The organism is Pelagerythrobacter sp. Soil_C_18 (assembly GCF_057657235.1).
The window spans coordinates 1,107,360-1,128,512 of record NZ_JBDGIU010000001.1 but is presented as its reverse complement, the minus strand read 5'-3'; the positions used below and the strand labels follow the sequence as shown (position 1 = coordinate 1,128,512).

The window sequence follows — 21,153 nt, the reverse complement described above, 5'->3', positions numbered from 1 at the left end:
TTCCCATTTGCGGTGGGGTCATTTGAGTACTTATCACCGTTAGGAGGGCGGCATACATATTACTATCACGCGAGTACTCTAACGGTAGTGTTATTTGCCTTTGCATGTCTTGCAGCGTCTATACTGCTGGTGAAAGACAGGCAGGTTAATCTATTTGTCGACCATGATTATAGATATGAAAATTTTACCGTAGCTGCACTTATTGTAATAAGTGGAATGTATGTTGCTTTATTCTCACCAGATCTTTATTCATATAATAAAGCCGAAGTTTTGGAGGGGACAAGCAGAGTAAACTATATATACTATTATTCATGCGGTCTTGGGGTTATCTACTCTTTGATGACTGGTTGGCGAAAAAATATTCTCCTTATCGCACTCGGTTGTCTCGGGCTTATTACAACCCTCTATATAGGACATCGGTCTTACCTAGCTATAACGGCCGGAGGTGTGGCTTATCTATTCTTCAGGAATAAATCCATTCTTAGAGTTAATCCGCTACATATTGTATTGGCGCTATCAGGAATTCTATTCCTCGCAGTTTACAAATCAATATATGTTGCTATCAAGATGGGGGATTTTGCAGCAGTAAGGGATAGATTGCTTGAGAATCCTTTAATAGATAACGCATTAGTAGGGCTTGAGCAGTTTATAACTTTTGCTCACTTAGACTTTATCGTAACATATGATTATACGCTTCCTTGCACGAATATATGGAAGCTGCCTATCGCTTTTATTCCATTCGCGGATGAACTAATAGATATATCATCTTGTGGATATAATGCCCAGGTGCAGCAAGTTTTTTTCTCATCTTACTCAGGCGGGGTCGCTGCAAATATATGGGCAGAGTTTTTCGCGAACTTTGGTTATGTGGGAATACCGCTAGTAATTATATTAGTGATAATATTCACAAGAACTATAGAATACGTAATAAACACTATTAATAGTCCGCTAATTAAATCCGGTCTTATTATGGCTATAGTTGAATTAACTATATATATCCAGCGGAAGGAGATGATGGGCGCTGTGGTTTCCGCGAAGCGCGTGGTATTGGTGGCTTTACTTGCTTATGCTGTTGCGTTGGTGCTCCGTAGCCTTTCTGCTCCCAGGCGAAGGTTGTTGCGAGCAGAACGGTGAATCCCCGTGATTCAGTTGGCGCGGAGCTCGCATATCACGAAAGTTGTTGGAGGGCATTGCGCAGGCTGCGCGACGTCGCAGAGGTATATTGGCAATGATGCGCCGTAGCTTCTTCTTGCTCCTGCTCGGAGCAGGGGGGGCGCAACTCATTACGCTTGGTTTGCTCCCGATCATCGGGCGCCTCTACAGTACCGAGGCGTTCGGGCACCTGGGTGTGGTCATGGCGGTTGTGTCGGTGAGCGCGGTCATCGTTCATGGTCGGTATCAAATGGCACTACCCGTGGTGGAAGATGAGGACGAAGCGATGTCGCTCCTCGGTCTTGCTACCGTTCTGGCGCTTCTGCTTAGCTTTCCGGTAGCAGCGGCGGCGACATTCGTGTCCGCCAAATCACCCGAGACCGGGCACTTCGGTTCGACGTTGGCGTGGGCCGGCGTTTTGACTTTTCTGACGGCGTGGCTGGATATCGCATCCTACTGGCGAAGTCGGCGCGGACGATTCGCCGTCACCGCGAGAAACGGTCTGGCGCGCAGCGTGATGACGGGGGCGGTGCAGATCGCCTCTTCCTCCCTGGTGTCGCTGGGCTTGTTGCTTGGCGCTTTCGTCGGTGCGCTTACTGCAGCAGCGCTGTCGGTCATGGATATCATCCGCAACGACCAGACCGTTCTGCGGAAACTCGAATGGCATCAGCTCGCTAAGGCTGCAAAGCGGCACATCCATCATCCTCTCTATGGAATGCCGCAGGGTTGGATAGCCAGCATGTCATGGAACTTGATGCCGATACTCCTTATGCGATATATAGGAGCATCGGTGACGGGGCAGTATTGGATAGCGTACCGGCTTCTTGTGGCACCCGTCGCGCTTTTCAGCGGCGTTTACCGTCAGGCCTCTTTCCCCCATTTCGCAAGAAGAAGTAGGCGCGAGAGCGGCGGAATAGCGGTCCGTCACGCGCTGATGATCCTTGCCGCTGGTCTAGCGCCGGTTTGGGTTCTCCACGAGCACGGGGAGTTCCTATTCTCCCGGCTGATGGGAGAGAAATGGGAGTTTGCCGGAACGATCGCGGGCTGGATGGCAATCGGTATCCTAGGCGATCTCTTCAAAATTCCGATTCAATGCCATTTGCAAAGCCATGCGCTGCAGCGCCGGTTGCTCGTATGGGAGGCCTCGGTCATGGTGGCGCGCTATACCGTTGCCGTCGGCTTTGCAGCCAACGGTGAAGCCATCGAAGCTGTTGCGTCATTCTCGGTCATAGGATGTGGCGCTTGGCTAGTATTCCTTGCAAGCGAAAGTTTTCTTGCCAGACGATCGGGGAGTTAAGCGTGCTTCGTTTATTAAAAGCTCTATGGTCCCGCATCGTTGACCTAATCGTGCTAAGTACGAGAGGAGGGGTTGCTCTGGCTCGGCGCAAAGGTGTTGTAGTAGGTGACGACTGCCGTATCTATATCCGGCATTTTGGAAGCGAGCCATTTCTCATAAAGATTGGCGATAGGGTTACAATTACGTCTGGCGTCCGAATTGTGACTCATGACGGAAGTACAGGTTTGGTCCGGGACGAAAGCGGGCGGCGCTACCAGTATTTTGGACCGATTAGTATCGGAAACAACGTCTTCATCGGCGTCAACTCGATCATCCTACCAGGGGTGACGATCGGCTCAAATGTGGTCATCGGTGCCGGATCTGTGGTTACGCGCGACATCGAAGACGGAGTGGTGGCGGTTGGCAATCCCGCCAAGATCGTGGGGAGCTTTGATTCTTTCGCATCACGTATTCAGAGAGACTATGTCAATGACCGTGAGCTCGATGGTATTTCGGATTATCGACAGAGGGTGGAGCGAGCGATGGAGATATCTACCGCTCTCGCAGCGAAGCCGCATCGCTAAGATATTACCGTGCGCAGCCGCCCGACGACAGAATGATCTCTCATGAAGCGTGCGTTCGATCTGGCTATTTCGCTGACCCTCTTCCTGCCGGCCGCGGCTGTCTGTGTGATCGCGGCCTTTTTTTCGTGGCGCGAGTTCCGCGCGAACCCGTTGTTCACCCAGTGGCGGGTGGGTAAAGATCAGAGGCTCTTTCGGCTCTACAAGATCCGCACCATGCCGCCGCAGACCGGCGATCTGCCGTCACATCACGCCCCCGTGGTCGCCATCTCGCGGTCGAGCGCGCTCATCCGCAGGTTCAAAGCCGACGAACTTCCGCAGCTCATCTGCGTGATCCGCGGTGACATGAGCCTCGTCGGCCCGCGTCCCGGCCTGCCCTCGCACGCCGAACTAGTCGCCGAGCGCGCCGCGAACGGCGTGTTCACGGTGCGCCCCGGCATTACTGGACTGGCCCAAGTCCAAGGCGTCGACATGTCCGATCCGCCGCGCCTTGCCGCGCTCGACGGCGAATATGTTCGCACACACTCGATGGCACTCGATCTCGCGATCCTGGCGCGCACCCTCCGCGGGCGAGGGCATGGCGATGCACGGGTGGTTTAAGGGATGATCTCTATCATAGCGTCTTCGACGATCGCTTGCGGGGGAATTGGCCAGTCAATGTGTGACACTGCCGCAAAGCGATCGCCCGAATAAGCTGCGTCGCCCAACAAGCTTTCGCCGCGGCTACCCATCGCCTGGCGCAGCAGTGTGCGTCCAACGCGACCGATGGGGAATAGGCGCCGGCTGTGACCTGCCGCTGCCAGCATTCGCGCATAGAGTTCCGCGCTCGATAGCGGCGGTGAATCGGTGACGATAAAGACACCACTGCAGCGCGCCCGTATCGCGGCAAGGATCGCGGCGGCGAAATTGTCCACATGCATGACGCTGCGCCGGTTTCTGGTCCCCGCAAGCGGCAACGGGAGGCCAGCGCGTGCCATTGATCGCAGCAGCGCGAACACCCCCCCGGCGTCGGGACCAATCAGGATCGGCGGCCGCAAGATGGCGAGGGCACCATAGCTGCACTCATGCGCCGCCTGCAGTAGGGCGTCATCGCCCTCGCGCTTACTCCGCCCATAGGCGCTAGTTGGACGACCACAATAGTTATCGGTGACGGTCTCACCTGGAGCTGTCTTGCTGACTAGCGCCGCAACACTGCTGACATGGAACATGGCGGCATCCGTGGCGCGCGCGCTGTCCAGCAGATGGAGCGGAAGTGCGACATTCGCCTCTCTGGCAGCCGCGCCGTGACCATCTTTGTTGCCCGCACAGTTGACCAGCGCGTCACATCCCGCAAGCACCGCTCGCAGCACAGATGGCGCCATATCGCTGCGACCGATGGGCACAACGTTTACGCCTTGATTTGATAGGAATCGGATGAGATGGCGGCCAACAAATCCATTCGCGCCGGCGATCGCAATGCGCATAATCTGTCCTGTCGTTGTCATTAGCGCGGAGAGTGGACGGCACCGCGTTTGCAATCCGAATCCGCACCCCGTCAAGCTCATTGCGAAGGACGATGACAAATGACTAGGATATTGCTCAACGGGTCACACGCGCACTACCTGTACAACTTTCGTTCGCGGCTAGTCGAAGACATGATTGCGCGGGGGCACGTCGTCCATGTCTCCTCGCCTGACCTGAGCGGAGCGGTTGCTGACCATTTCCGATCGCTTGGCGCGGTGCCACACGATGTCCCACTCAAGCGGACCAAGGTGTCGTTCCTGGGTGATATCATTTACTGTCGCTTTATTCACGGCTTGATCGGAGAGGAGAAGATCGACTTCGTCCTCAACTATACGATAAAGCCAAACATCTGGGGCAGCATCGCCGCGCGCCTGGCCGGTGTGCGCTCTGCGAGCATGGTGACTGGACTGGGCTTCGCCTTCATCAGCCGTAAAGGGCTCATCCGCCGGCTGACACAGATAATTGCGCAGCGCTTGTACCGGATCGCGGTAAATGCCAACACTCACGTCATCTTCCAGAATCCAGACGACAAGCAAGATTTCATTGTTGCCGGGTGTCTGTCTGAGCCAGGCAAGGTGATCATGACCAACGGGTCTGGGGTCGATCTTCACCAATACTCTCGGCAGCCTCTGCCGGAAGTGCCGATCTTCCTCACAATCGCCCGGCTCCTCTATAGCAAGGGTCTCAGTGAACTGGCTGAGGCAGCGCAAATCGTGCGCGGCGTGATTCCGGAGGCGCGCTTCCTGTTCGCGGGGATGTTAGACACCGGACCAGATGCGGTAAGTCGCGAACAGCTCGACGTGTGGATTGCGGGCGGGGTCGAATATCTAGGCCATCTCGACGACGTGCGGCCGGCGATCGCGTCGGCCTCTGTCTTCGTGCTACCATCGTGGCGTGAGGGAACTCCGCGCACGGTCCTAGAAGCGATGGCTGCAGGACGACCGATCATCACGACCGATGCACCTGGATGTCGCGAAACCACGATCGACGGCGAGAATGGGTATCTTGTTCCCGTTCAGAGCGCGCAGGCGCTCGCGAAAGCGATGATTGTCCTCGCAAGCGATCCGAAGAAGCGCCAGAAAATGGGCGACGCCAGCCGTCGATTGGCTGAGGAGAAATACGATGTCGACAAGGTAAACGCGCAGCTGCTCAATGAGCTCGGGCTGTAGGATGACCAGGGTAGAAGCGAGCTTCAGCTTCTCGTCGCTTCCAGCCGTTCGACCCACCCTGCGCCGGGAACATATTCCGGGACAAGCCGGCTTATGATCTGCACTGCGGTTGTGCCGTTACCTTTGCCGCGGATGGTCAAATCGAGCTTCTTCAGTTCGCGGTCGAGTTCCTCCCACGACCACAGTCTCTCGCGTGCCCGCATAATTCGCGGATGACTAGTCGGTTCGGGATTATCGCCGATCAACAGCTCTTCATAGAGCTTCTCCCCTGGCCGCAACCCTGTTTCCACGATCTCGATATCCCCGTCCACATTGTCCGCATCACGGACACTGAGGCCTGATAGACGGATCATCGAACGAGCGAGATCGGCAATATGCACTGGCTCGCCCATGTCGAGCACGAAGACCTCACCGCCCTTCGCCATTGCACTCGCTTGAATGACGAGCTGCGAAGCTTCGGGAATAGTCATGAAGTAGCGGGTGATCTCACGGTGGGTCAGCGTCACTGGGCCGCCTGCAGCAATCTGCGCTTTGAAACGCGGAACGACCGACCCACTCGACCCGAGAACATTGCCGAAACGCACCATGCTGAACACAGTATCGACACCCGGTTGCGCCGCGCGCGCCTGAAGGATGAGTTCACACACCCGCTTTGATGCGCCCATGATGTTCGTCGGGCGGACCGCCTTGTCTGTACTAATCAGGATGAAGTTGGCGACACTGACTTCCTCTGCCGCCATGACACTGTAAAGTGTCCCCATGATATTATTTCGGAGACCAGAGACCGGATTCGCCTCGACCAGCGGCACATGCTTATAGGCCGCGGCGTGAAAGACGGTTTGCGGACAATAATGCGAGTAGACCCGGCGCATCGACGACCGTTCTGATACATTTACCAATTCGGGCACGACGGATACCGAAATATCCTGTTCGAGCATCAATTCGCTGAGCTCCTGCTCGATTGCATAAAGTGCATACTCGGACTGTTCGAGAAGGATCAGGCGTGCGGGACGGCAGCGAATGATCTGGCGACAAAGTTCACTGCCGATCGACCCTCCGGCACCCGACACCATCACCGTTTTGCCGACGATGGTCTTGCCCATTAATAATTCGTTTGGAGCTACGGCCTCACGGCCTAAAAGTTCTTCGATTTGTATCTCACGCAGATCGCTGACACTTACCTTGCCTTCGATCACGTTGGTCAGGTTTGGCAGTGAACGGACGTATACCTCTTCACATTGGAGCGCTTCGATGATTTCGCGGCGACGCGTGCGCGATGCGCTCGGTATTGCAAGCAGTACCTCATCTACATCTTTCTCATCGAGGACCCATCGCAGGCGGTCCGAACCAAATACCGGAATCCCGTCGAGACGCTGTCCGTTAAGACGCAGATCATCATCAAGGAAGCCGACGAGATGGACTTGCGGCTCATGCCTGAGTGATAGCGCAAGCTGCTGTCCTGCCCGGCCCGCACCATAGACCAGCACGCGTTTGGCATTCACCTCCACGGCCTTAAGCAGATCAAGCATCGTGAAACGTATTGCGACTCGGCTTGAGGCTAGCAGAAGCAGGAAAATGATGGGATGAAGTACACTTAGTGTTCGTGGCACATCCGGCAAGCGGAAGATCACGCAAACAACGATCAGCGGTATCGTCAGAGCAGCACAGGCAGCCGCCAAATTGGCGATCGTTCGCGCACCGGAAAAACGAATGAGCGCTCTATAGACACCGGTCCGCCAAGCTATTGGGTACCAGAATAGAACTGCGAACGCCGCAAACGTCGCAATAGGGATGGATATCAGATCCCACACCCCAAGGCGGAGTGAGAACGCGATCCACACCGCCGCAATGCATAGGAACCCGTCGATCGCAATCGCTAACGCTTGCCGCTGGATTCTGGGCCTTTCAATAATGAAGGTGAGCGCAGGATCGCGCAAATCACGCCAGCGGTCGCTGTCGGGCCAGACCAAGTTGCGCCAATGGTTTAACATGTTCCTCCGTGACAGTCGGCGTAGAGCACTCTTTAATAGAGTAGTACACTCTATTGCGCCTACACTGCGTCAAATGCGCCTAAGCTGCGTCAAAATGAGGTAGCAGAGCGGCGAGCGTAGCCTTCAGCCATGAGCGCTGCCATCAAATCGAGCCGCAGCACGATCTCAGCCACTCACTCGGGTTCTTCTGCCATGCCTTCCGTCGAATCGATCCATCCGCCGCCCACGACGCGTTCGCCGGCGTAGATCACGGCGGCTTGGCCCGGGGCGACGCCGTATTCTGGGTTGGCGAAGCGGATCGTGCAGGATGCGCCGCCCCCGAGTGGTCCGTCGATCGTGATCGGGACGGGCTTGGCGAGCGAGCGGACCTTGGCCGTTAGCGGTGTCCGCGGCAGCGGGCCGATGCGGTTGGTTTCGATCAGCCGTGCGGCGGTGACTGCCAGCATATGCCGGGGACCGACCCTGACGGTGCGGCTTTCCGCATCGATTCCAACGACATAGAGCGGTTCTGCCTGGCCGCCGATCTCGAGGCCTTTGCGCTGGCCGACGGTGTAGTGAACGATGCCCCTGTGCGTGCCGAGCGTCTCGCCGGTGGCGGTGTGGACGATCGGGCCGGGCTCGCCGCCTTCGGGACGCAGCGTCTTGACGATCCTGGCATAGTCGCCGTCGGGCACGAAGCAGATGTCCTGGCTGTCGGGCTTGGCCGCGTTGCGCAAGCCGGCGGCGTCGGCGAGGCGGCGCACCTCGCTTTTCGGCAGGCCGCCCAGCGGGAAGCGCAGGAAGTCGAGCTGGTCCTCGGTCGTCGCATAGAGGAAGTACGACTGGTCGCGCGCCGGATCGAGTGCGCGGTGAAGCTCCGGACCATCCGCGCCCATGATCCGCCGCACGTAGTGCCCGGTCGCCAGGCAGTCCGCGCCGAGCTCGCGCGCCATGCGGAAGAGGTCGGTGAACTTCGGCCCCATATTGCAGCGGATGCAGGGGACAGGCGTGCGCCCGGCGAGGTAATCGTCGGCGAACGTCTCGACCACTTCTTCGCGGAACGCGCTCTCGTGATCGAACACGTAATGCGCGATGCCGAGGCGGTCGGCCACGGCGCGCGCGTCGGCGATGTCGTCGCCCGCGCAGCACGCACCTTTGCGCCCCGTCGCAGCGCCGTAGTCGTAGAGCTGGAGGGTCACGCCGATGGTTTCCGCGCCGCTCGCGGCCGCCAGCGCCGCGACAACCGAAGAATCGACCCCGCCGGACATCGCCACGACGATCCGGCTCTCCCGCGCCGGGCGCGGCAGGTCGAACAGCGCGGCATGGTTCATTTCACGCGTAAAGGTGGCGGGTGCGTTCATGCGCGCGCCCATACACGGATGGGGCCATTCCATAAAGCGCCAGCCGCGCGGACGAATTCTCACCGAACGATGATCGGCTTTACCTCATGTTGACGATGTCGGGCGTAAGGCGAGTCCATGTTCGAAAGCACCATCATACCCGCCGTGGTCAACCGGCCGGCCGAAGGCGGAGCATTGCGCGCACCTCGCTGGGAGGAAATCGTCATGCGACTGGCCGCGGCGGATGAAGTGCGTCACGCGATGACGGCCGCAGGCGACCATCCGGCGGGCAATTTCGAGCGATTCGGCGAGCGCACGGACGGCGCGGGGCGCCAAAAACAACGTCTCGTTAACCTTAATAATTTAACCAATGGCAAAGACCCAGGCGGCAAGATCTTGCCGCCGCAGAGAGCGCGGTTGGCCGGCGACCGAGAGATACGATGATCGAGAACCAGAAATTCCGCCCCGCTCAGGTGATCGGCCCGCTCGGCGAGCCGCTCACGCTCGAGGATCTGCCGCCGCGCAATACGAAGCGTTGGGTCGTGCGCCGCAAGGCCGAAGTCGTTGCGGCGGTCAACGGCGGCCTGCTGACCATCGAGGAGGTGCTTGATCGCTACTCCCTGACGCTGGAGGAGTTCGCATCGTGGCAGCGCGCGGTCGACCGGTCGGGCATGCAGGGCCTGCGCGTTACGCGAATCCAGCATTACCGCGACCTCTACGAGCGGCAGTTGAAGTACTGATCCGTCCCTCCGGCCTGGCGCAAAGAGTGCGCGCAGCCCTAGCTCTCGACCCACATTTATCGTATCCTTCCGCCACGGCATGAAAATGCCGGGGAACCGCAATGCCTTGCGCTTCGTTGAACCGGGCATCGCATAAACAGGAGGATTTCCGAATGGGATGGATTATCGCAATCATCGTCGGCGGCATTGCCGGCTGGCTGGCGAGCCTGGTGATGAACCGCGACGCATCGATGGGTATCTTCTGGAACGTGGTGGTCGGCTGCATCGGCTCGCTGATCGGCAACGCGCTCGCAGGACCCCTGTTCGGTGTCGAGGGGAGCGTCCAGGAATTTTCGCTCACTGGCCTCATCATCGCGCTCGTCGGCGCGGTCGTGCTGCTGGCGATCGTGAATCTGGTCCAGCGCGGTCGCGTCCGCTAAGCGCCGCGATCTCTTGAAACACTGAAAGGGCGGGTGCGGCGAAGGCCGTTCCCGCCCTTTCGCGTTTCGTGGTCATTCGTCGGGCGCATATGCCCCCCGTCGAACTGCGCATTGCCGCACATCGCGCAGCAGTTTATTGGCGACCGGCTATTGCCAGAAGTGAGTTATAGGGGTAACACACTTCCCGGTTCCGGAAGGCTGAAACGCGATGAACTACGAAACGACTGTCACGGCCGACAGAGCCGAGGGCTATCCTACCGATCTCGATGGCGAAACGGGCGCGCACACCCCACGGCGCAGGCGGTGGATTATCATCGGTGTGATCGTGCTGGCCGTGCTCGGCGGAATCGCATTCTTCGTCACCCGCGGGGGAAGTGGCGCCAGTGTTGCCGCGGGCGAAGACCAGTCGCAACTTCCAGTTATTTCGGTGATCACGCCGGGCACGACCACGATCGAGGGCGAGATCGAGGCAAGCGGAACGCTCGCCGCTCGCCGGCCGATGCCGATCGGCTCGGTAGGTGAGGGCGGCCGTGTGGTCTCGGTGCCGGTCGATGCCGGCGATTGGGTCAACCAGGGCCAAGTGCTCGCGGTCATCGACAGCTCCGTGCAGACGCAACAAATTGCTTCCGCCCGCGCCAATATCGCTGTGGCCGAAGCCGACGCCGATCTCGCGCAGGCGGATCTCGACCGCGCGCTCCAACTGGTCGACCGCGGGTTTATTTCGCAGGCCGACGTGGATCGGCTGACTGCGACGCGCGACGCCGCCCGCGCCCGCGTCCAGGTCGCTCGCGCGCAGCTTCGCGAGCTTCAGGAGCGCACTGCCCGGCTCAACATCTACGCGCCGGCTTCCGGCCTGGTGCTCGAACGCAATGTCGAGCCCGGCCAGACTGTCGCAGGCGGCGGAGAACCGCTGTTCACCATCGCCAAGGGCGGCGAGATGGAGATGCTCGCCAAGGTGAGCGAATCCGATCTCGCCAAGCTGACCGTTGGCGTTCCGGCAGAAGTTACGCCGGTGGGAACCGACAAACGCTTTTCCGGCCAGATTTGGCAGCTCTCGCCGATGATCGAGGAAGCGAACCGCCAGGGCACGGCACGCATCGCGCTGCCTTATGCGCCCGAGCTTCGCCCCGGCGGCTTTGGCAGCGCCACGATCGGTGGCGGGAACGTCGTGGCGCCGCTGCTGCCGGAATCGGCAGTTCTGTCGGATGACGAGGGCAGCTATGTCTTCGTTATCGACGACGAGAACAAGGCGCAGCGCCGCGGCGTACGCATCGGCCTTGTGACCAGCCGGGGCATTGCGATCGCCAGCGGACTTACGGGCACCGAGCGGGTCGTACTGCGCGCCGGCGGGTTCCTGACCGAGGGCGAAACGGTTTCGCCCCGCAAGGTGACCGCGGACAGGAACTGAGCGCATGAACTTCCGCAACATCTCCGCCTGGTCGATTCGCAATCCGGTCATTCCGCTCGTTTTCTTCACGGCGCTGCTGCTGGCGGGGTTGATGGCGTTTGCGCGGATGGATGTGGTCAACAACCCGGAGATCGAATTCCCGGCGGTCAACGTCTCGATCTCTCAGCCCGGTGCCGCGCCGACCGAGATCGAGAACCAGATCACGCAGCGTGTCGAATCGGCGGTCCGCTCGATCAACGGGGTGAAGTCGATCAACTCGACTGCCAGCGAAGGCAGCTCAAGCACTTTCGTCGAATTCGAGATCGGGACCGATCCGAACGATGCTGTCGCGGAAGTCAAGAACGCGGTCGACCAGATCCGCGGCAGTCTTCCCGACGGGATCATCGAGCCGCGCATCACCAAAGAGGAGATCTCGGGCGGCTTCCTCGGCATCTTCGCCGTCGAAGCCGACGACATGACGATCGAGCAGTTGAGCTGGTTCATCGACGATACGGTGGCGAAGCGGCTGCTTTCGGTCGAGGGCATGGCGGAAGTGAACCGCTTCGCTGGCGTCGACCGCGAGATCGAAGTCATCATCGATCTCGATCGGATGCAGGCCTTCGGCGTCACCGCCAGCCAGATCAACAACGTGTTGCGGCAGACCAACCTCGATGCAGCGGGCGGAAACACCGAAGTCGGCGGCACGCGTCAGTCGGTCCGTGTCCTCGGCAGCACCGAGACTGCCTACCAACTGTCGCAGCGGCAGATCCAGCTCGGCGACGGAAGGACCGTGAAGCTGGCCGATATTGCCACGGTGCGTGACGGCTACAGCGAACGGACCTCGATCAGCAAAGTGCGCGACAAGGAAGTGGTCAACTTCGCGATGTCGCGCGCCAAGGGCGCTTCCGACGTCACCGTCTTTGAGATGGCGAAGGAGGAAATCGAGAAGATCGAAGCGGAAAATCCCGGCGTAAGCTTCATCCCGCTGTTCAACAGCGTGCAGTACACGGAAGAGCAGTACGAAAGCTCGATGGCGGCGATGATCGAGGGGGCGATCCTGGCCGTTGTCGTCGTCTTCTTCTTCCTCCGCGACTGGCGGGCCACGGTGATCTCGGCCATCGCGATCCCGCTTTCCGCAATCCCGACGTTCTGGTTCATGGACCTGCTCGGGTTCAACCTGAACTCGCTCTCGTTGCTCGCGCTGGGGCTTGTGGCCGGCGTGCTGGTCGACGACGCGATCGTGGAGATCGAGAACATCGTGCGCCACATGCGCATGGGGAAATCCGCCTATCAGGCGTCCATCGACGCTGCGGACGAGATCGGCCTGCCGGTGGTCGCGACCAGCTTCTGCATCGTCGCGGTGTTCCTGCCCGTCGGGCTCATGCCTGGCATTTCGGGGCAGTTCTTCAAGAACTTCGGCATCACCGTGGTGATCGCGGTGCTGATGTCGCTGGCGGTCGCGCGCATGATCACCCCGATGCTCGCCGCCTATTTTCTCAAGGCGAAGGGCCACGCCGCGCACGGCGAAGGGCCGATGATGGACCGCTATATGGGCGTCCTCGCGTGGTCGCTCAATCGCGGCAAGATGCACGCCCGCCGCGAAGGACTCGAGGGTCCGCGCAATCGCTTCCTCTATGGGCTGGGGTTCGCGTTCACCGTTTTTCTGCTTATCCTGACGCCGTTCATCGTCACGTTTGGTCTGCCTCCACTTCCGGGCTCATATGCTCTGATGCAGATGGCAAGTGTGCCGGAGGCGATCGCTGGCATGTTCTCCGCAAGCGGCGAAGGGATAATCCACTTCGTCATCCTTAAGCTTTTAGAGATCGTTGAACTCCTGCTTGTCGTGGCAATCGGCATTGGTGCCGGGTGGGCCGCTCTCAAGCTGATCGGTCTTCCCTGGCGAATGATCGGCGGCGGCATCCACGACACCTGGCGCTGGCTCGAGGCGCGTTTCTACGATCACCGCGTGTGGATGATGATGACCGGCTATTTTGCGCTGATCCTCACCGTCCTGCTGTTCATGAACGTTCCGCCGCAGTTCCAGCCGAACATCAACAGCGACAACAGCCAGGTGGAGATCGAAATGGTGCCCGGCACCACGCTCGAGACCACGGAGCGGGTCGCGGACGAAGTCGCGGCGATCCTCTATCAGGAACCCGAGGTGCTGCGCGCGCTCGAACGCGTTCGCGTGGGCAATGCGTCGATCTACATCACGCTCAAGCCCGAGCGGGAGCGGACATCGGTCGAATTCGAACGCGCGCTTGCGCCCAGGCTGGCGCAGATTCCCGACGCGCGGGTGCGCTTCCAGTCGCAATCCGGCGGCTTCGGCAGCGGGCGCGACGTGACGGTGATGCTCGCAGGTTCCGACCCGGAGTTGCTGGAGGAGACCGCCGCCACGCTGGTCGAGCAGATGAAGACGCTCGACACGCTCGTCGCGCCGCGCATCAGCGCCGACATCAACCGGCCGGAAATCATCATCGAGCCGCGCGCCGACCTCGCTGCCGAACTCGGCGTCACAACTTCCGCGATGAGCCAGGCGATCCGCATCGCCACGCTCGGCGAGATCGAGCAGAACGCGGCCAAGTTCTCGCTAGCGGATCGGCAGATCCCAATCCGCGTCAAGCTGCCCGAGCAGTCTCGCGAGGTTCTGACGACGATCGAGAACCTGCCCGTGCCGACCCGCACTGGCGGCACCGTCCCGCTCTCGCGGGTGGCGGACATCAGCTTCGGCTCGGGGCCGACCACGATCCAGCGCTACAACCAGAACCGCCGCGTGCTGATCGGCGCCGATCTCGCGCAGGGAGTGGTGAAGGGAGAGGCCGACGCGCAGATCAATACACTGCCGATCCTCCAGAACCTGCCGCAAGGCGTGATTCGCGATCTGGTGGGCGAGGACGAGTGGCAGCAGGAGATGATGACGAGCCTCATGTTCGCGATCCTGTCCGGCATCCTGCTGGTCTTCGCGGTGCTCGTGCTGCTCTACAAGCGCGTGATGAGCCCGCTGGTCAACATGACCTCGCTCGCGCTCGCACCGCTCGGCGGCATCTTCCTGGTCTGGCTGGTGGGGCAGCCGCAGTCGATGCCGGTCTATATCGGCATTCTGCTGCTGCTCGGCATCGTGTCGAAGAACTCGATCCTGCTGATCGACTTCGCGATCGAGGAGATGGACAAGGGCGTGCGGAAGCTCGACGCGATCATGGACGCGGGCCACAAGCGTGCGCAGCCGATCGTGATGACCACCGTGGCGATGACCGCGGGCATGATTCCGGTCTCGCTCTCACTCTCGGGCGACGGCGCCTGGCGCGCGCCGATGGGGACGGTGGTGATTGGCGGACTGATCATGTCGACGGTCCTTACGCTGCTCATCGTGCCGGCGGGTTTCAGTCTCGCCGACGGGTTCGAGAAGCGTCTCGGCCCGTGGCTGCGTGGCCGCCTGCTCACCTACCGTCCGGGTGACGAGACCCACGCTCCTGCTCCGCTGCCGGAGTCCGGGCCCGGCGGGGAGCCGATTCCTGCGACGCGGCGTCCGCCGCCGGGACCCTACCCCGCGGAGTGAGCGGCGAAACTCCGCCGCCACCTGCGCGTTTCCTCTCCATGAGGCGCGCTCCGCTCCCGCCCGACCGTGCGCGCCGCATGCGCATGACCGCCACGGCCATGCTCGTGGCTATGGCGGGGGTATTCCTGTTCTCGCACCAGTATCTCGCAGTGCATCCCGCCTGGGGCTACGTGCACGCCTTCGCCGAGGCGGCAATGGTCGGTGGGCTGGCGGACTGGTTCGCCGTCACGGCGCTGTTTCGCCATCCGCTCGGCCTGCCGATCCCGCACACGGCGATCATTCCCGAGAACAAGGATCGTATCGCCGATACGATGGCGCAGTTCCTGCGCGACAATTTCCTCACGCCCGCAGTGGTTGCGCGCCGGATGCAGGCGATGAACCTCGCCCGGGCGGTTGGCGATTTCCTCGTCAAGCCGGGTGGCGGAGCGCAGTCGCGGATCGGCGCAGGCGCCGCCGAGCTGTTCGCCGGGGCGCTCGAATCGCTCGACCCCGAGCGGCTGGGTGGGCAGGTGCGCAGCGGCCTGAAGCGGCAGCTCGACAAGCTTGAGGCCGCGCCGCTGCTGGGACAGATGCTCAGCGCCGCGATCGCCGACAAGCGCCACCTGCCGCTGATCGACAGCATCATCCGCTGGGCCGGCCTGACGCTGGAAGACAACGAAGAAATGGTCCGCGCGATGATCCACGAGCGCGCCAATGCCCTGCTGCGCTGGACCGGGCTCGACGAGCGGCTCGCCAACTCGGTACTCGACGGCCTCTATCGCCTGCTCGCCGAGGTGCTGGTCGATCCCGAGCATCCACTCCGCGGCAAGATCGAGGAGGGGCTGGAGAAAGTCGCGCACGACCTGGTCCACGATCCCGAAATGCGCGCCAAGATCGAGAGAATGAAGCGCGAGCTGCTCGACAATCCGGCGGTGGCGAACTGGTGGCAGGGCGTGTGGGAGCGGATGCGTACTGGCATGATCGCCATGGCGCGCAATCCCGATTCGACCCTTGATGGCTGGCTCGGCGGTACTCTCGCGGAACTCGGGGGAGCCCTACGCGACGATCCGCGCCTTCAGACGCAGGTCAACCGCTTCGCCCGCCGCACCGCCGTAGGCATCGCGACCCGTTACGGCGGGCAGATTGTCCAGCTCGTCTCGGAAACGGTCCGCCGCTGGGATGCGCGCACGATCACCGATCGCCTCGAGAACGCCGTCGGCCGCGATCTGCAGTTCATCCGCATCAACGGCACGCTGGTCGGAGGGCTCGTCGGCGTGACGATCCACGCACTCGTTTCGGTTCTCTAGGCAGCCAGGAAGCTCGCCTCAGGGCATTTCGAAGCTGACCGCACTGCGCCAATATGAGGCAATCGGACGGCCCTCAGCGTCGAGAGCAGGTTCGAAGCGGGCCCTGCGCATCAGTGCATTGCACACGGCCTTGTCGAAGCCCTCGGGCCGTGTGGACGCTTGTATATGGCACTGCGTCGGCACGCCGTCGGCGCCGACGCTGAGGCGGAACTGAACGAGCCCTTGTGCGCCTTTGCGCACCAGGTTCAGAGGGTAGTCGCTCGACCGCACCCAGCGCGCAGGGTTTGCCTTCGGCACCACCGCTCTCGTTATCTCGCGATGCGCTTCGAGATCGATTCCCCAATGCGTCAACAACTCGTCGATGCACTGGCGCATTGCTTCCATCGGTGGGCCCATGGAGCCCAGTTCCAGCCTGATCGGACGTGCCCGTCCGCGCCGGATCTCGAGCCATGAAATGGCAGCTTCCTGTTCGGGCGTAATCTCCTGTTCGAAGAGATCGGTGTCCTGCGCTTCCTTCTCCGGGTCGAAGTGCTCGTTATAAGATTGGTATTCATCAGCGTCGGGTGTAGCGACCAGGCGCATCCCGCTGGCCATTACAGCTGGAGAATGCTCGCCGAACTCCCCCTCCTTCGTCGAGCGGTCGAATTCGTACCCATCCGGTCCGAAGCGAAGGGCCGTATCGACATGACGAGCCGCTTTGAGCGGCTTTCCACCGACGAGCATAAAGAACGAGTCGGTTGGTCCGTAACGTTCGATGACGAAGGCAGACTCCTCGTCCCCTTCGCCGAACATGCGCATCATGCGGCAGCTATCGTCCGCATAGTTCACATGCCACCGCGAACTTGGCTTCAGGACGAGAGGCTCCTCGTCCTCGTCCGCCGATGCGATACCGGGCAGCAGGGCTGCTACGCACAGACCCGCCAAGCTAAGCTTTTTGAAAAGTTCCCCCATACCGCCAGCCTACTACGCAGAGCAGGCATGGCGCAACGGGGTGGATGTCACAGCTTCTCGGTGAGCTCCGGCACGGCCTTGAAGAGGTCTGCGACGAGGCCGATGTCGGCGACCTGGAAGATGGGTGCGTCCTCGTCCTTGTTGATGGCGATGATGGTCTTGGAGTCCTTCATGCCGGCGAGGTGCTGGATGGCGCCCGAGATGCCGATGGCGATATAGACTTCCGGCGCCACGATCTTTCCGGTCTGGCCGACCTGGTAGTCGTTGGGGACGTAGCCTGCATCGACCGCGGCGCGGCTCGCACCGACGCCCGCGCCGAGCTTGTCGGCCAGCGGCATGATCACTTCCTCGAACGTCGCCGCATCCTTGAGCGCGCGGCCGCCCGAGACGATCACCTTGGCGCTGGTCAGCTCGGGACGCTCGCTCTTGGCGAGCTCCTGGCTGACGAAGCTCGAGATCCCGGCATCGCCGGAGCCGGAGACCGCCTCGACCGTGCCCGAACCGCCCTCGGCGGCAGCCTTGTCGAAGGCCGTGCCGCGTACGGTGACGACCAGCTTGGGATCGCTCGATTCCACCGTCGCGATCGCATTGCCGGCATAGATCGGGCGGGTGAAGGTCTTCTCCCCCTCGATCGACAGAATATCGGAGATCTGCATCACGTCGAGCAGCGCGGCAACGCGCGGGGCGATGTTCTTGCCGGTGGTGGTCGCAGGGGCGAGGAAGGCATCGTGATCCTGCATCAGCTCGGCCGCGAGCGGCGCGACGTTCTCGGCCAGCTGATGCTCGTAGGCGGGATCGTCGGCGACATGGACCTTGCCCACGCCTTCGATCTTCGCGGCCGCTTCGGCCACCGCGCCGCAGCCGCTGCCGGCGACGAGCAGGTGCACTTCGCCGAGCTTGGCGGCGGCGGTGACGACAGACAGCGTCGCATCCTTCACCGAAGCATTGTCGTGTTCGACCAGAACCAGCGTTTTCATCGTCTCTTCCCTAAATTCCGTTGTCCCGCAGCATCCGAGGTGGAGAGCGGCCCTTCGTTCCTCGCCTGGTTCACCGATCCAGGGCGAACGGGCGTGGGCCTGCTAACCTCAAGCGATTCCGAGCGCCTTGATCTTGGCGACCAGCTCGTCGACGTCGGCGACCTTTACGCCCGCCTGGCGCACCGGCGGCTCGGACACCTTGGTCGTCTTGAGACGCGGCGCAGTGTCGACGCTGTAATCGGCGGGGCTCTTGGTATCGAGCGGCTTCTGCTTCGCCTTCATGATGTTCGGCAGCGAGGCATAGCGCGGCTCGTTCAAACGCAGGTCGGTGGTGACGATCGCCGGGAGCGTAAGCTTGACCGTCTCGAGGCCGCCATCGACCTCGCGCTTCACGGTGACGCTGTCGCCATCGATCTCGATGTCGTTGGCGAACGTGCCCTGCGGCCGGCCGGTCAGCGCGGCGAGCATCTGGCCGGTCTGGTTCGAATCGTCGTCGATCGCCTGCTTGCCCAGGATCACCAGGCCCGGCTGCTCCGCCTCGTAGATCGCCTTGAGGATCTTGGCGACGGCCAGCGGCTCGACCTCGTCATCGGTCTGCACCAGGATCGCGCGGTCGGCGCCCATGGCAAGCGCCGTGCGGAGTGTCTCCTGCGCCTTGGCCGGGCCGATCGAGACCGCCACGATCTCTTCCGCCTTGCCCGCTTCCTTGATCCGGATCGCCTCTTCCACCGCGATCTCGTCGAACGGGTTCATGCTCATCTTCACGTTCGCAAGATCGACACCCGTGCCGTCGGACTTCACCCGAGGCTTCACGTTATAGTCGATCACCCGCTTCACGGGCACGAGGATCTTCATGGGGTGGTCCTTCCTCTCGATTGGCGCGGCGTCCGCGTAGCTTGCGTTTACGTAAGCGTCAAGCGCGGGACTCGCCGGCGGCTGATCCAACTCCGCCTCTCCCTTGCGTTCCGCGCCGGCGGGGTCAACCCCATTCCCGTGCGCTTTACCAGCGCGGCGCGCAGGCGTAGTCTGGCGTTACCTGTTCCTGGAAGGGGCCAGCCATGCTTCGATACAGTCTGTTTCTGCTCATCGCTGCGCTGGCTGCTCCGCTGGCAGCACAGGAAACGCGCGTCGCGCCAGACGACCACGTCCCGCCGCCCGCTGCGATAGAGGAAGCGGCCTGGCTGGTCGGCGATTGGGTCGGCACCGGCATCGAGGGCGCCCCGGCAGCCGAGACCTGGCTGCCGCCGATGGGCGGTACGATGGTCGGTCTGTTCGCGCAGGAAAGCCCCGAAGGCGGGCTGATGTTCACCGAGCAGATGTATCTGGTCGAGGAGGAGGGCGGCCTGGTCCTCAAGCTCAAGCACTTCAATCCGGATCTGACGGGCTGGGAGGAAAAGGACGATATGGTCCGCTTCCCGCTGATCTCTATCGAGCCCTGTGCGGCTTACTTCAGCGCGCTGACATATCGCTGCGATGGAGAGGGCAGACTGGTCGTTGCCGTTCGGATGAAGAGCGAGGGCGACGAGGTCAAAGAGCTCGTCTTCCGCTATGCGCGCCGCGAACAGTCGGCACGAGAGGAGCCGGCGCCGTAGCGCCGGCTCCGCACCGGTTCAGGCCGCCTGCTTCACTTCGGCGACGATCTTCCTCGCGGCATCGCCGAGATCGTCTGCGCTGACGATCGGCAGACCCGAGTTGTTGAGGATTTCCTTGCCCTTCTCGACGTTGGTACCTTCGAGACGGACGACCAGCGGGACCGAGAGGTTCACGTCCTTCGCCGCCGCGACGATGCCGTCGGCGATGACGTCGCACTTCATGATTCCACCGAAGATGTTGACCAGGATGCCCTCGACGGCCGGGTCCTTGAGGATGATCTTGAACGCCGCGGTGACCTTCTCACGGTTCGCGCCGCCGCCCACGTCGAGGAAGTTCGCCGGGAACGCGCCGTTGAGCTTGATGATGTCCATGGTCGCCATGGCAAGGCCCGCGCCGTTGACCATGCAGCCGATGCTGCCGTCGAGCTTGATATAGGCGAGGTCGTACTCGCTCGCCTCGACCTCGGCCGGATCCTCCTCGGTCACGTCGCGCAGCGCTTCGACGTCCTTGTGGCGGTAGAGCGCGTTCGAATCGAAGCTCATCTTGGTGTCGAGCACCAGCAGCTTGCCGTCTTCCGTCTCCACCAGCGGATTGATCTCCAGCATCTCGCAGTCGAGATCCATGAAGGCGGTGTAGAGCTGGCGGCTCAGCTTCTGGGCCTGCTTGTTGAGGTCGCCGGTGAGGTTGAGCGCGAAGGCGACCGCGCGGCCGTGGTGCGGCATGAAGCCCTGCGCCGGGTCGATCGTTATGGTGGTGATCTTCTCCGGCGTGTCGTGCGCGACCTGTTCGATATCCATGCCGCCTTCGGTGGAGACGATCATCGCGACGCGCCCCGTCGCACGATCGACCAGCATCGAGAGGTAGTATTCGAATGCGATGTCGACCCCGTCCGTCACGTAGAGGCGGTTCACCTGCTTGCCCGCCTCCCCGGTCTGCACGGTCACCAGCGTGTTGCCGAGCATCTCACGCGCGTTGGCCTCGACCTCCTCCACCGATTTGGCGAGCCGCACGCCGCCCTTGGCATCCGCGCCGAGCTCCTTGAACTTGCCCTTGCCGCGCCCGCCGGCGTGGATCTGCGCCTTCACCACGTAGAGCGGCCCCGGAAGCTGCTTCGCCCCTGCCACGGCTTCCTCCACCGTCAGAGCGGCGTGACCGGCGGGAATCCCGATCCCGTACTTCGCGAGCAGTTCCTTGGCCTGGTATTCGTGGATGTTCATGGTGGTGCGCTTCCGCTTGTTGTTCGGGAGGGATCG

Annotated in this window: 19 protein-coding genes; 12 read left to right on the top strand and 7 right to left on the bottom strand. The window is 61.4% G+C overall.

The window, feature by feature from the left end:
- The first annotated feature begins 129 nt into the window (after window positions 1-129).
- The 4 genes from AC3A5N_RS05260 (at window position 130) to AC3A5N_RS05245 (ending at window position 3,609) form a co-directional block, all read left to right on the top strand.
- Complete coding sequence (locus AC3A5N_RS05260; protein WP_487736241.1) at window positions 130-1,134, top strand: hypothetical protein; 1,005 nt, start codon at window positions 130-132, stop codon at window positions 1,132-1,134.
- A gap of 94 nt (window positions 1,135-1,228) precedes the next feature.
- Complete coding sequence (locus AC3A5N_RS05255; protein ID WP_487736240.1) at window positions 1,229-2,449, top strand: lipopolysaccharide biosynthesis protein; 1,221 nt, start codon at window positions 1,229-1,231, stop codon at window positions 2,447-2,449.
- A gap of 224 nt (window positions 2,450-2,673) precedes the next feature.
- Window positions 2,674-3,012 carry a DapH/DapD/GlmU-related protein gene (locus AC3A5N_RS05250; protein WP_487736239.1) on the top strand — a complete coding sequence of 113 codons (339 nt, stop codon included), beginning with the start codon at window positions 2,674-2,676 and terminating at the stop codon, window positions 3,010-3,012.
- A gap of 42 nt (window positions 3,013-3,054) precedes the next feature.
- Window positions 3,055-3,609: a sugar transferase gene (locus tag AC3A5N_RS05245; RefSeq protein ID WP_487736238.1), complete on the top strand. Its 555-nt coding sequence runs from the start codon at window positions 3,055-3,057 to the stop codon at window positions 3,607-3,609.
- On the opposite strand, the gene AC3A5N_RS05240 is transcribed toward AC3A5N_RS05245, so the two are convergent.
- Window positions 3,606-4,472 carry an NAD-dependent epimerase/dehydratase family protein gene (locus AC3A5N_RS05240; protein WP_487736237.1) on the bottom strand — a complete coding sequence of 289 codons (867 nt, stop codon included), beginning with the start codon at window positions 4,470-4,472 and terminating at the stop codon, window positions 3,606-3,608. The genes AC3A5N_RS05245 and AC3A5N_RS05240 overlap by 4 nt on opposite strands.
- 99 nt (window positions 4,473-4,571) lie before the next feature.
- On the opposite strand from AC3A5N_RS05240, the gene AC3A5N_RS05235 reads away from it, so the two are divergent.
- The gene (locus AC3A5N_RS05235; protein WP_487736236.1) at window positions 4,572-5,681 is read left to right on the top strand and encodes a glycosyltransferase family 4 protein; all 1,110 of its coding nucleotides are present in this window, start codon (window positions 4,572-4,574) and stop codon (window positions 5,679-5,681) included.
- A gap of 23 nt (window positions 5,682-5,704) precedes the next feature.
- Here the strand turns inward: AC3A5N_RS05235 and AC3A5N_RS05230 are convergent, their stop codons facing one another.
- Window positions 5,705-7,651: a polysaccharide biosynthesis protein gene (locus AC3A5N_RS05230; RefSeq protein ID WP_487736235.1), complete on the bottom strand. Its 1,947-nt coding sequence runs from the start codon at window positions 7,649-7,651 to the stop codon at window positions 5,705-5,707.
- 194 nt (window positions 7,652-7,845) lie between these two features.
- A complete protein-coding gene (gene mnmA, locus AC3A5N_RS05225; protein ID WP_487736234.1) occupies window positions 7,846-9,012 on the bottom strand; it encodes a tRNA 2-thiouridine(34) synthase MnmA in 1,167 nt (388 codons plus the stop codon).
- Window positions 9,013-9,129: 117 nt separating this feature from the next.
- On the opposite strand from mnmA, the gene AC3A5N_RS05220 reads away from it, so the two are divergent.
- From AC3A5N_RS05220 to AC3A5N_RS05195, 6 genes are all read left to right on the top strand, one after another.
- Window positions 9,130-9,435 carry a hypothetical protein gene (locus AC3A5N_RS05220; protein WP_487736233.1) on the top strand — a complete coding sequence of 102 codons (306 nt, stop codon included), beginning with the start codon at window positions 9,130-9,132 and terminating at the stop codon, window positions 9,433-9,435.
- On the top strand, window positions 9,432-9,731 hold the full coding sequence (sciP, locus tag AC3A5N_RS05215; protein ID WP_487736232.1) for a CtrA inhibitor SciP: 300 nt from the start codon (window positions 9,432-9,434) through the stop codon (window positions 9,729-9,731). The genes AC3A5N_RS05220 and sciP overlap by 4 nt, the downstream gene beginning before the upstream one ends.
- A 152-nt stretch (window positions 9,732-9,883) precedes the next feature.
- On the top strand, window positions 9,884-10,150 hold the full coding sequence (locus AC3A5N_RS05210) for a GlsB/YeaQ/YmgE family stress response membrane protein (protein ID WP_487736231.1): 267 nt from the start codon (window positions 9,884-9,886) through the stop codon (window positions 10,148-10,150).
- A gap of 208 nt (window positions 10,151-10,358) precedes the next feature.
- Window positions 10,359-11,558 carry an efflux RND transporter periplasmic adaptor subunit gene (locus tag AC3A5N_RS05205; RefSeq protein ID WP_487736230.1) on the top strand — a complete coding sequence of 400 codons (1,200 nt, stop codon included), beginning with the start codon at window positions 10,359-10,361 and terminating at the stop codon, window positions 11,556-11,558.
- A gap of 4 nt (window positions 11,559-11,562) precedes the next feature.
- Window positions 11,563-15,093 (top strand): efflux RND transporter permease subunit, encoded by a 3,531-nt coding sequence (locus tag AC3A5N_RS05200; protein WP_487736229.1) that lies wholly within the window; start codon window positions 11,563-11,565, stop codon window positions 15,091-15,093.
- A gap of 38 nt (window positions 15,094-15,131) precedes the next feature.
- The gene (locus AC3A5N_RS05195; RefSeq protein WP_487736228.1) at window positions 15,132-16,379 is read left to right on the top strand and encodes a DUF445 domain-containing protein; all 1,248 of its coding nucleotides are present in this window, start codon (window positions 15,132-15,134) and stop codon (window positions 16,377-16,379) included.
- An 18-nt stretch (window positions 16,380-16,397) separates the two neighbouring features.
- Here AC3A5N_RS05195 and AC3A5N_RS05190 read toward each other — a convergent pair whose 3' ends face one another.
- The 3 genes from AC3A5N_RS05190 to AC3A5N_RS05180 all read right to left on the bottom strand — a co-directional run bounded on the left by AC3A5N_RS05190 (window position 16,398) and on the right by AC3A5N_RS05180 (window position 19,162).
- Window positions 16,398-17,330: an energy transducer TonB gene (locus tag AC3A5N_RS05190; protein WP_487736227.1), complete on the bottom strand. Its 933-nt coding sequence runs from the start codon at window positions 17,328-17,330 to the stop codon at window positions 16,398-16,400.
- A gap of 47 nt (window positions 17,331-17,377) precedes the next feature.
- On the bottom strand, window positions 17,378-18,307 hold the full coding sequence (locus tag AC3A5N_RS05185) for an electron transfer flavoprotein subunit alpha/FixB family protein (RefSeq protein WP_487736226.1): 930 nt from the start codon (window positions 18,305-18,307) through the stop codon (window positions 17,378-17,380).
- A 108-nt stretch (window positions 18,308-18,415) separates the two neighbouring features.
- The gene (locus AC3A5N_RS05180) at window positions 18,416-19,162 is read right to left on the bottom strand and encodes an electron transfer flavoprotein subunit beta/FixA family protein (RefSeq protein ID WP_487736225.1); all 747 of its coding nucleotides are present in this window, start codon (window positions 19,160-19,162) and stop codon (window positions 18,416-18,418) included.
- A gap of 203 nt (window positions 19,163-19,365) precedes the next feature.
- Here AC3A5N_RS05180 and AC3A5N_RS05175 point away from each other — a divergent pair, with 203 nt between their 5' ends.
- Window positions 19,366-19,899: a DUF6265 family protein gene (locus tag AC3A5N_RS05175; RefSeq protein WP_487736224.1), complete on the top strand. Its 534-nt coding sequence runs from the start codon at window positions 19,366-19,368 to the stop codon at window positions 19,897-19,899.
- A gap of 18 nt (window positions 19,900-19,917) precedes the next feature.
- On the opposite strand, the gene sucC is transcribed toward AC3A5N_RS05175, so the two are convergent.
- Window positions 19,918-21,117 (bottom strand): ADP-forming succinate--CoA ligase subunit beta, encoded by a 1,200-nt coding sequence (gene sucC, locus AC3A5N_RS05170; RefSeq protein WP_487736223.1) that lies wholly within the window; start codon window positions 21,115-21,117, stop codon window positions 19,918-19,920.
- Window positions 21,118-21,153 lie beyond the last annotated feature (36 nt).

Excerpts from the sequence above, each read along its gene's own strand:
- AC3A5N_RS05255 (WP_487736240.1), top strand. The coding sequence starts at position 1,229 with ATGATGCGCCGTAGCTTCTTCTTGCTCCTGCTCGGAGCAGGGGGGGCG.
- AC3A5N_RS05245 (WP_487736238.1), top strand. The coding sequence starts at position 3,055 with ATGAAGCGTGCGTTCGATCTGGCTATTTCGCTGACCCTCTTCCTGCCG.
- AC3A5N_RS05240 (WP_487736237.1), bottom strand. The coding sequence starts at position 4,472 with ATGCGCATTGCGATCGCCGGCGCGAATGGATTTGTTGGCCGCCATCTC.
- AC3A5N_RS05235 (WP_487736236.1), top strand. The coding sequence starts at position 4,572 with ATGACTAGGATATTGCTCAACGGGTCACACGCGCACTACCTGTACAAC.
- mnmA (WP_487736234.1), bottom strand. The coding sequence starts at position 9,012 with ATGAACGCACCCGCCACCTTTACGCGTGAAATGAACCATGCCGCGCTG.
- AC3A5N_RS05220 (WP_487736233.1), top strand. The coding sequence starts at position 9,130 with ATGTTCGAAAGCACCATCATACCCGCCGTGGTCAACCGGCCGGCCGAA.
- sciP (WP_487736232.1), top strand. The coding sequence starts at position 9,432 with ATGATCGAGAACCAGAAATTCCGCCCCGCTCAGGTGATCGGCCCGCTC.
- AC3A5N_RS05210 (WP_487736231.1), top strand. The coding sequence starts at position 9,884 with ATGGGATGGATTATCGCAATCATCGTCGGCGGCATTGCCGGCTGGCTG.
- AC3A5N_RS05205 (WP_487736230.1), top strand. The coding sequence starts at position 10,359 with ATGAACTACGAAACGACTGTCACGGCCGACAGAGCCGAGGGCTATCCT.
- AC3A5N_RS05200 (WP_487736229.1), top strand. The coding sequence starts at position 11,563 with ATGAACTTCCGCAACATCTCCGCCTGGTCGATTCGCAATCCGGTCATT.
- AC3A5N_RS05195 (WP_487736228.1), top strand. The coding sequence starts at position 15,132 with ATGAGGCGCGCTCCGCTCCCGCCCGACCGTGCGCGCCGCATGCGCATG.
- AC3A5N_RS05190 (WP_487736227.1), bottom strand. The coding sequence starts at position 17,330 with ATGGGGGAACTTTTCAAAAAGCTTAGCTTGGCGGGTCTGTGCGTAGCA.
- AC3A5N_RS05185 (WP_487736226.1), bottom strand. The coding sequence starts at position 18,307 with ATGAAAACGCTGGTTCTGGTCGAACACGACAATGCTTCGGTGAAGGAT.
- AC3A5N_RS05180 (WP_487736225.1), bottom strand. The coding sequence starts at position 19,162 with ATGAAGATCCTCGTGCCCGTGAAGCGGGTGATCGACTATAACGTGAAG.
- AC3A5N_RS05175 (WP_487736224.1), top strand. The coding sequence starts at position 19,366 with ATGCTTCGATACAGTCTGTTTCTGCTCATCGCTGCGCTGGCTGCTCCG.
- sucC (WP_487736223.1), bottom strand. The coding sequence starts at position 21,117 with ATGAACATCCACGAATACCAGGCCAAGGAACTGCTCGCGAAGTACGGG.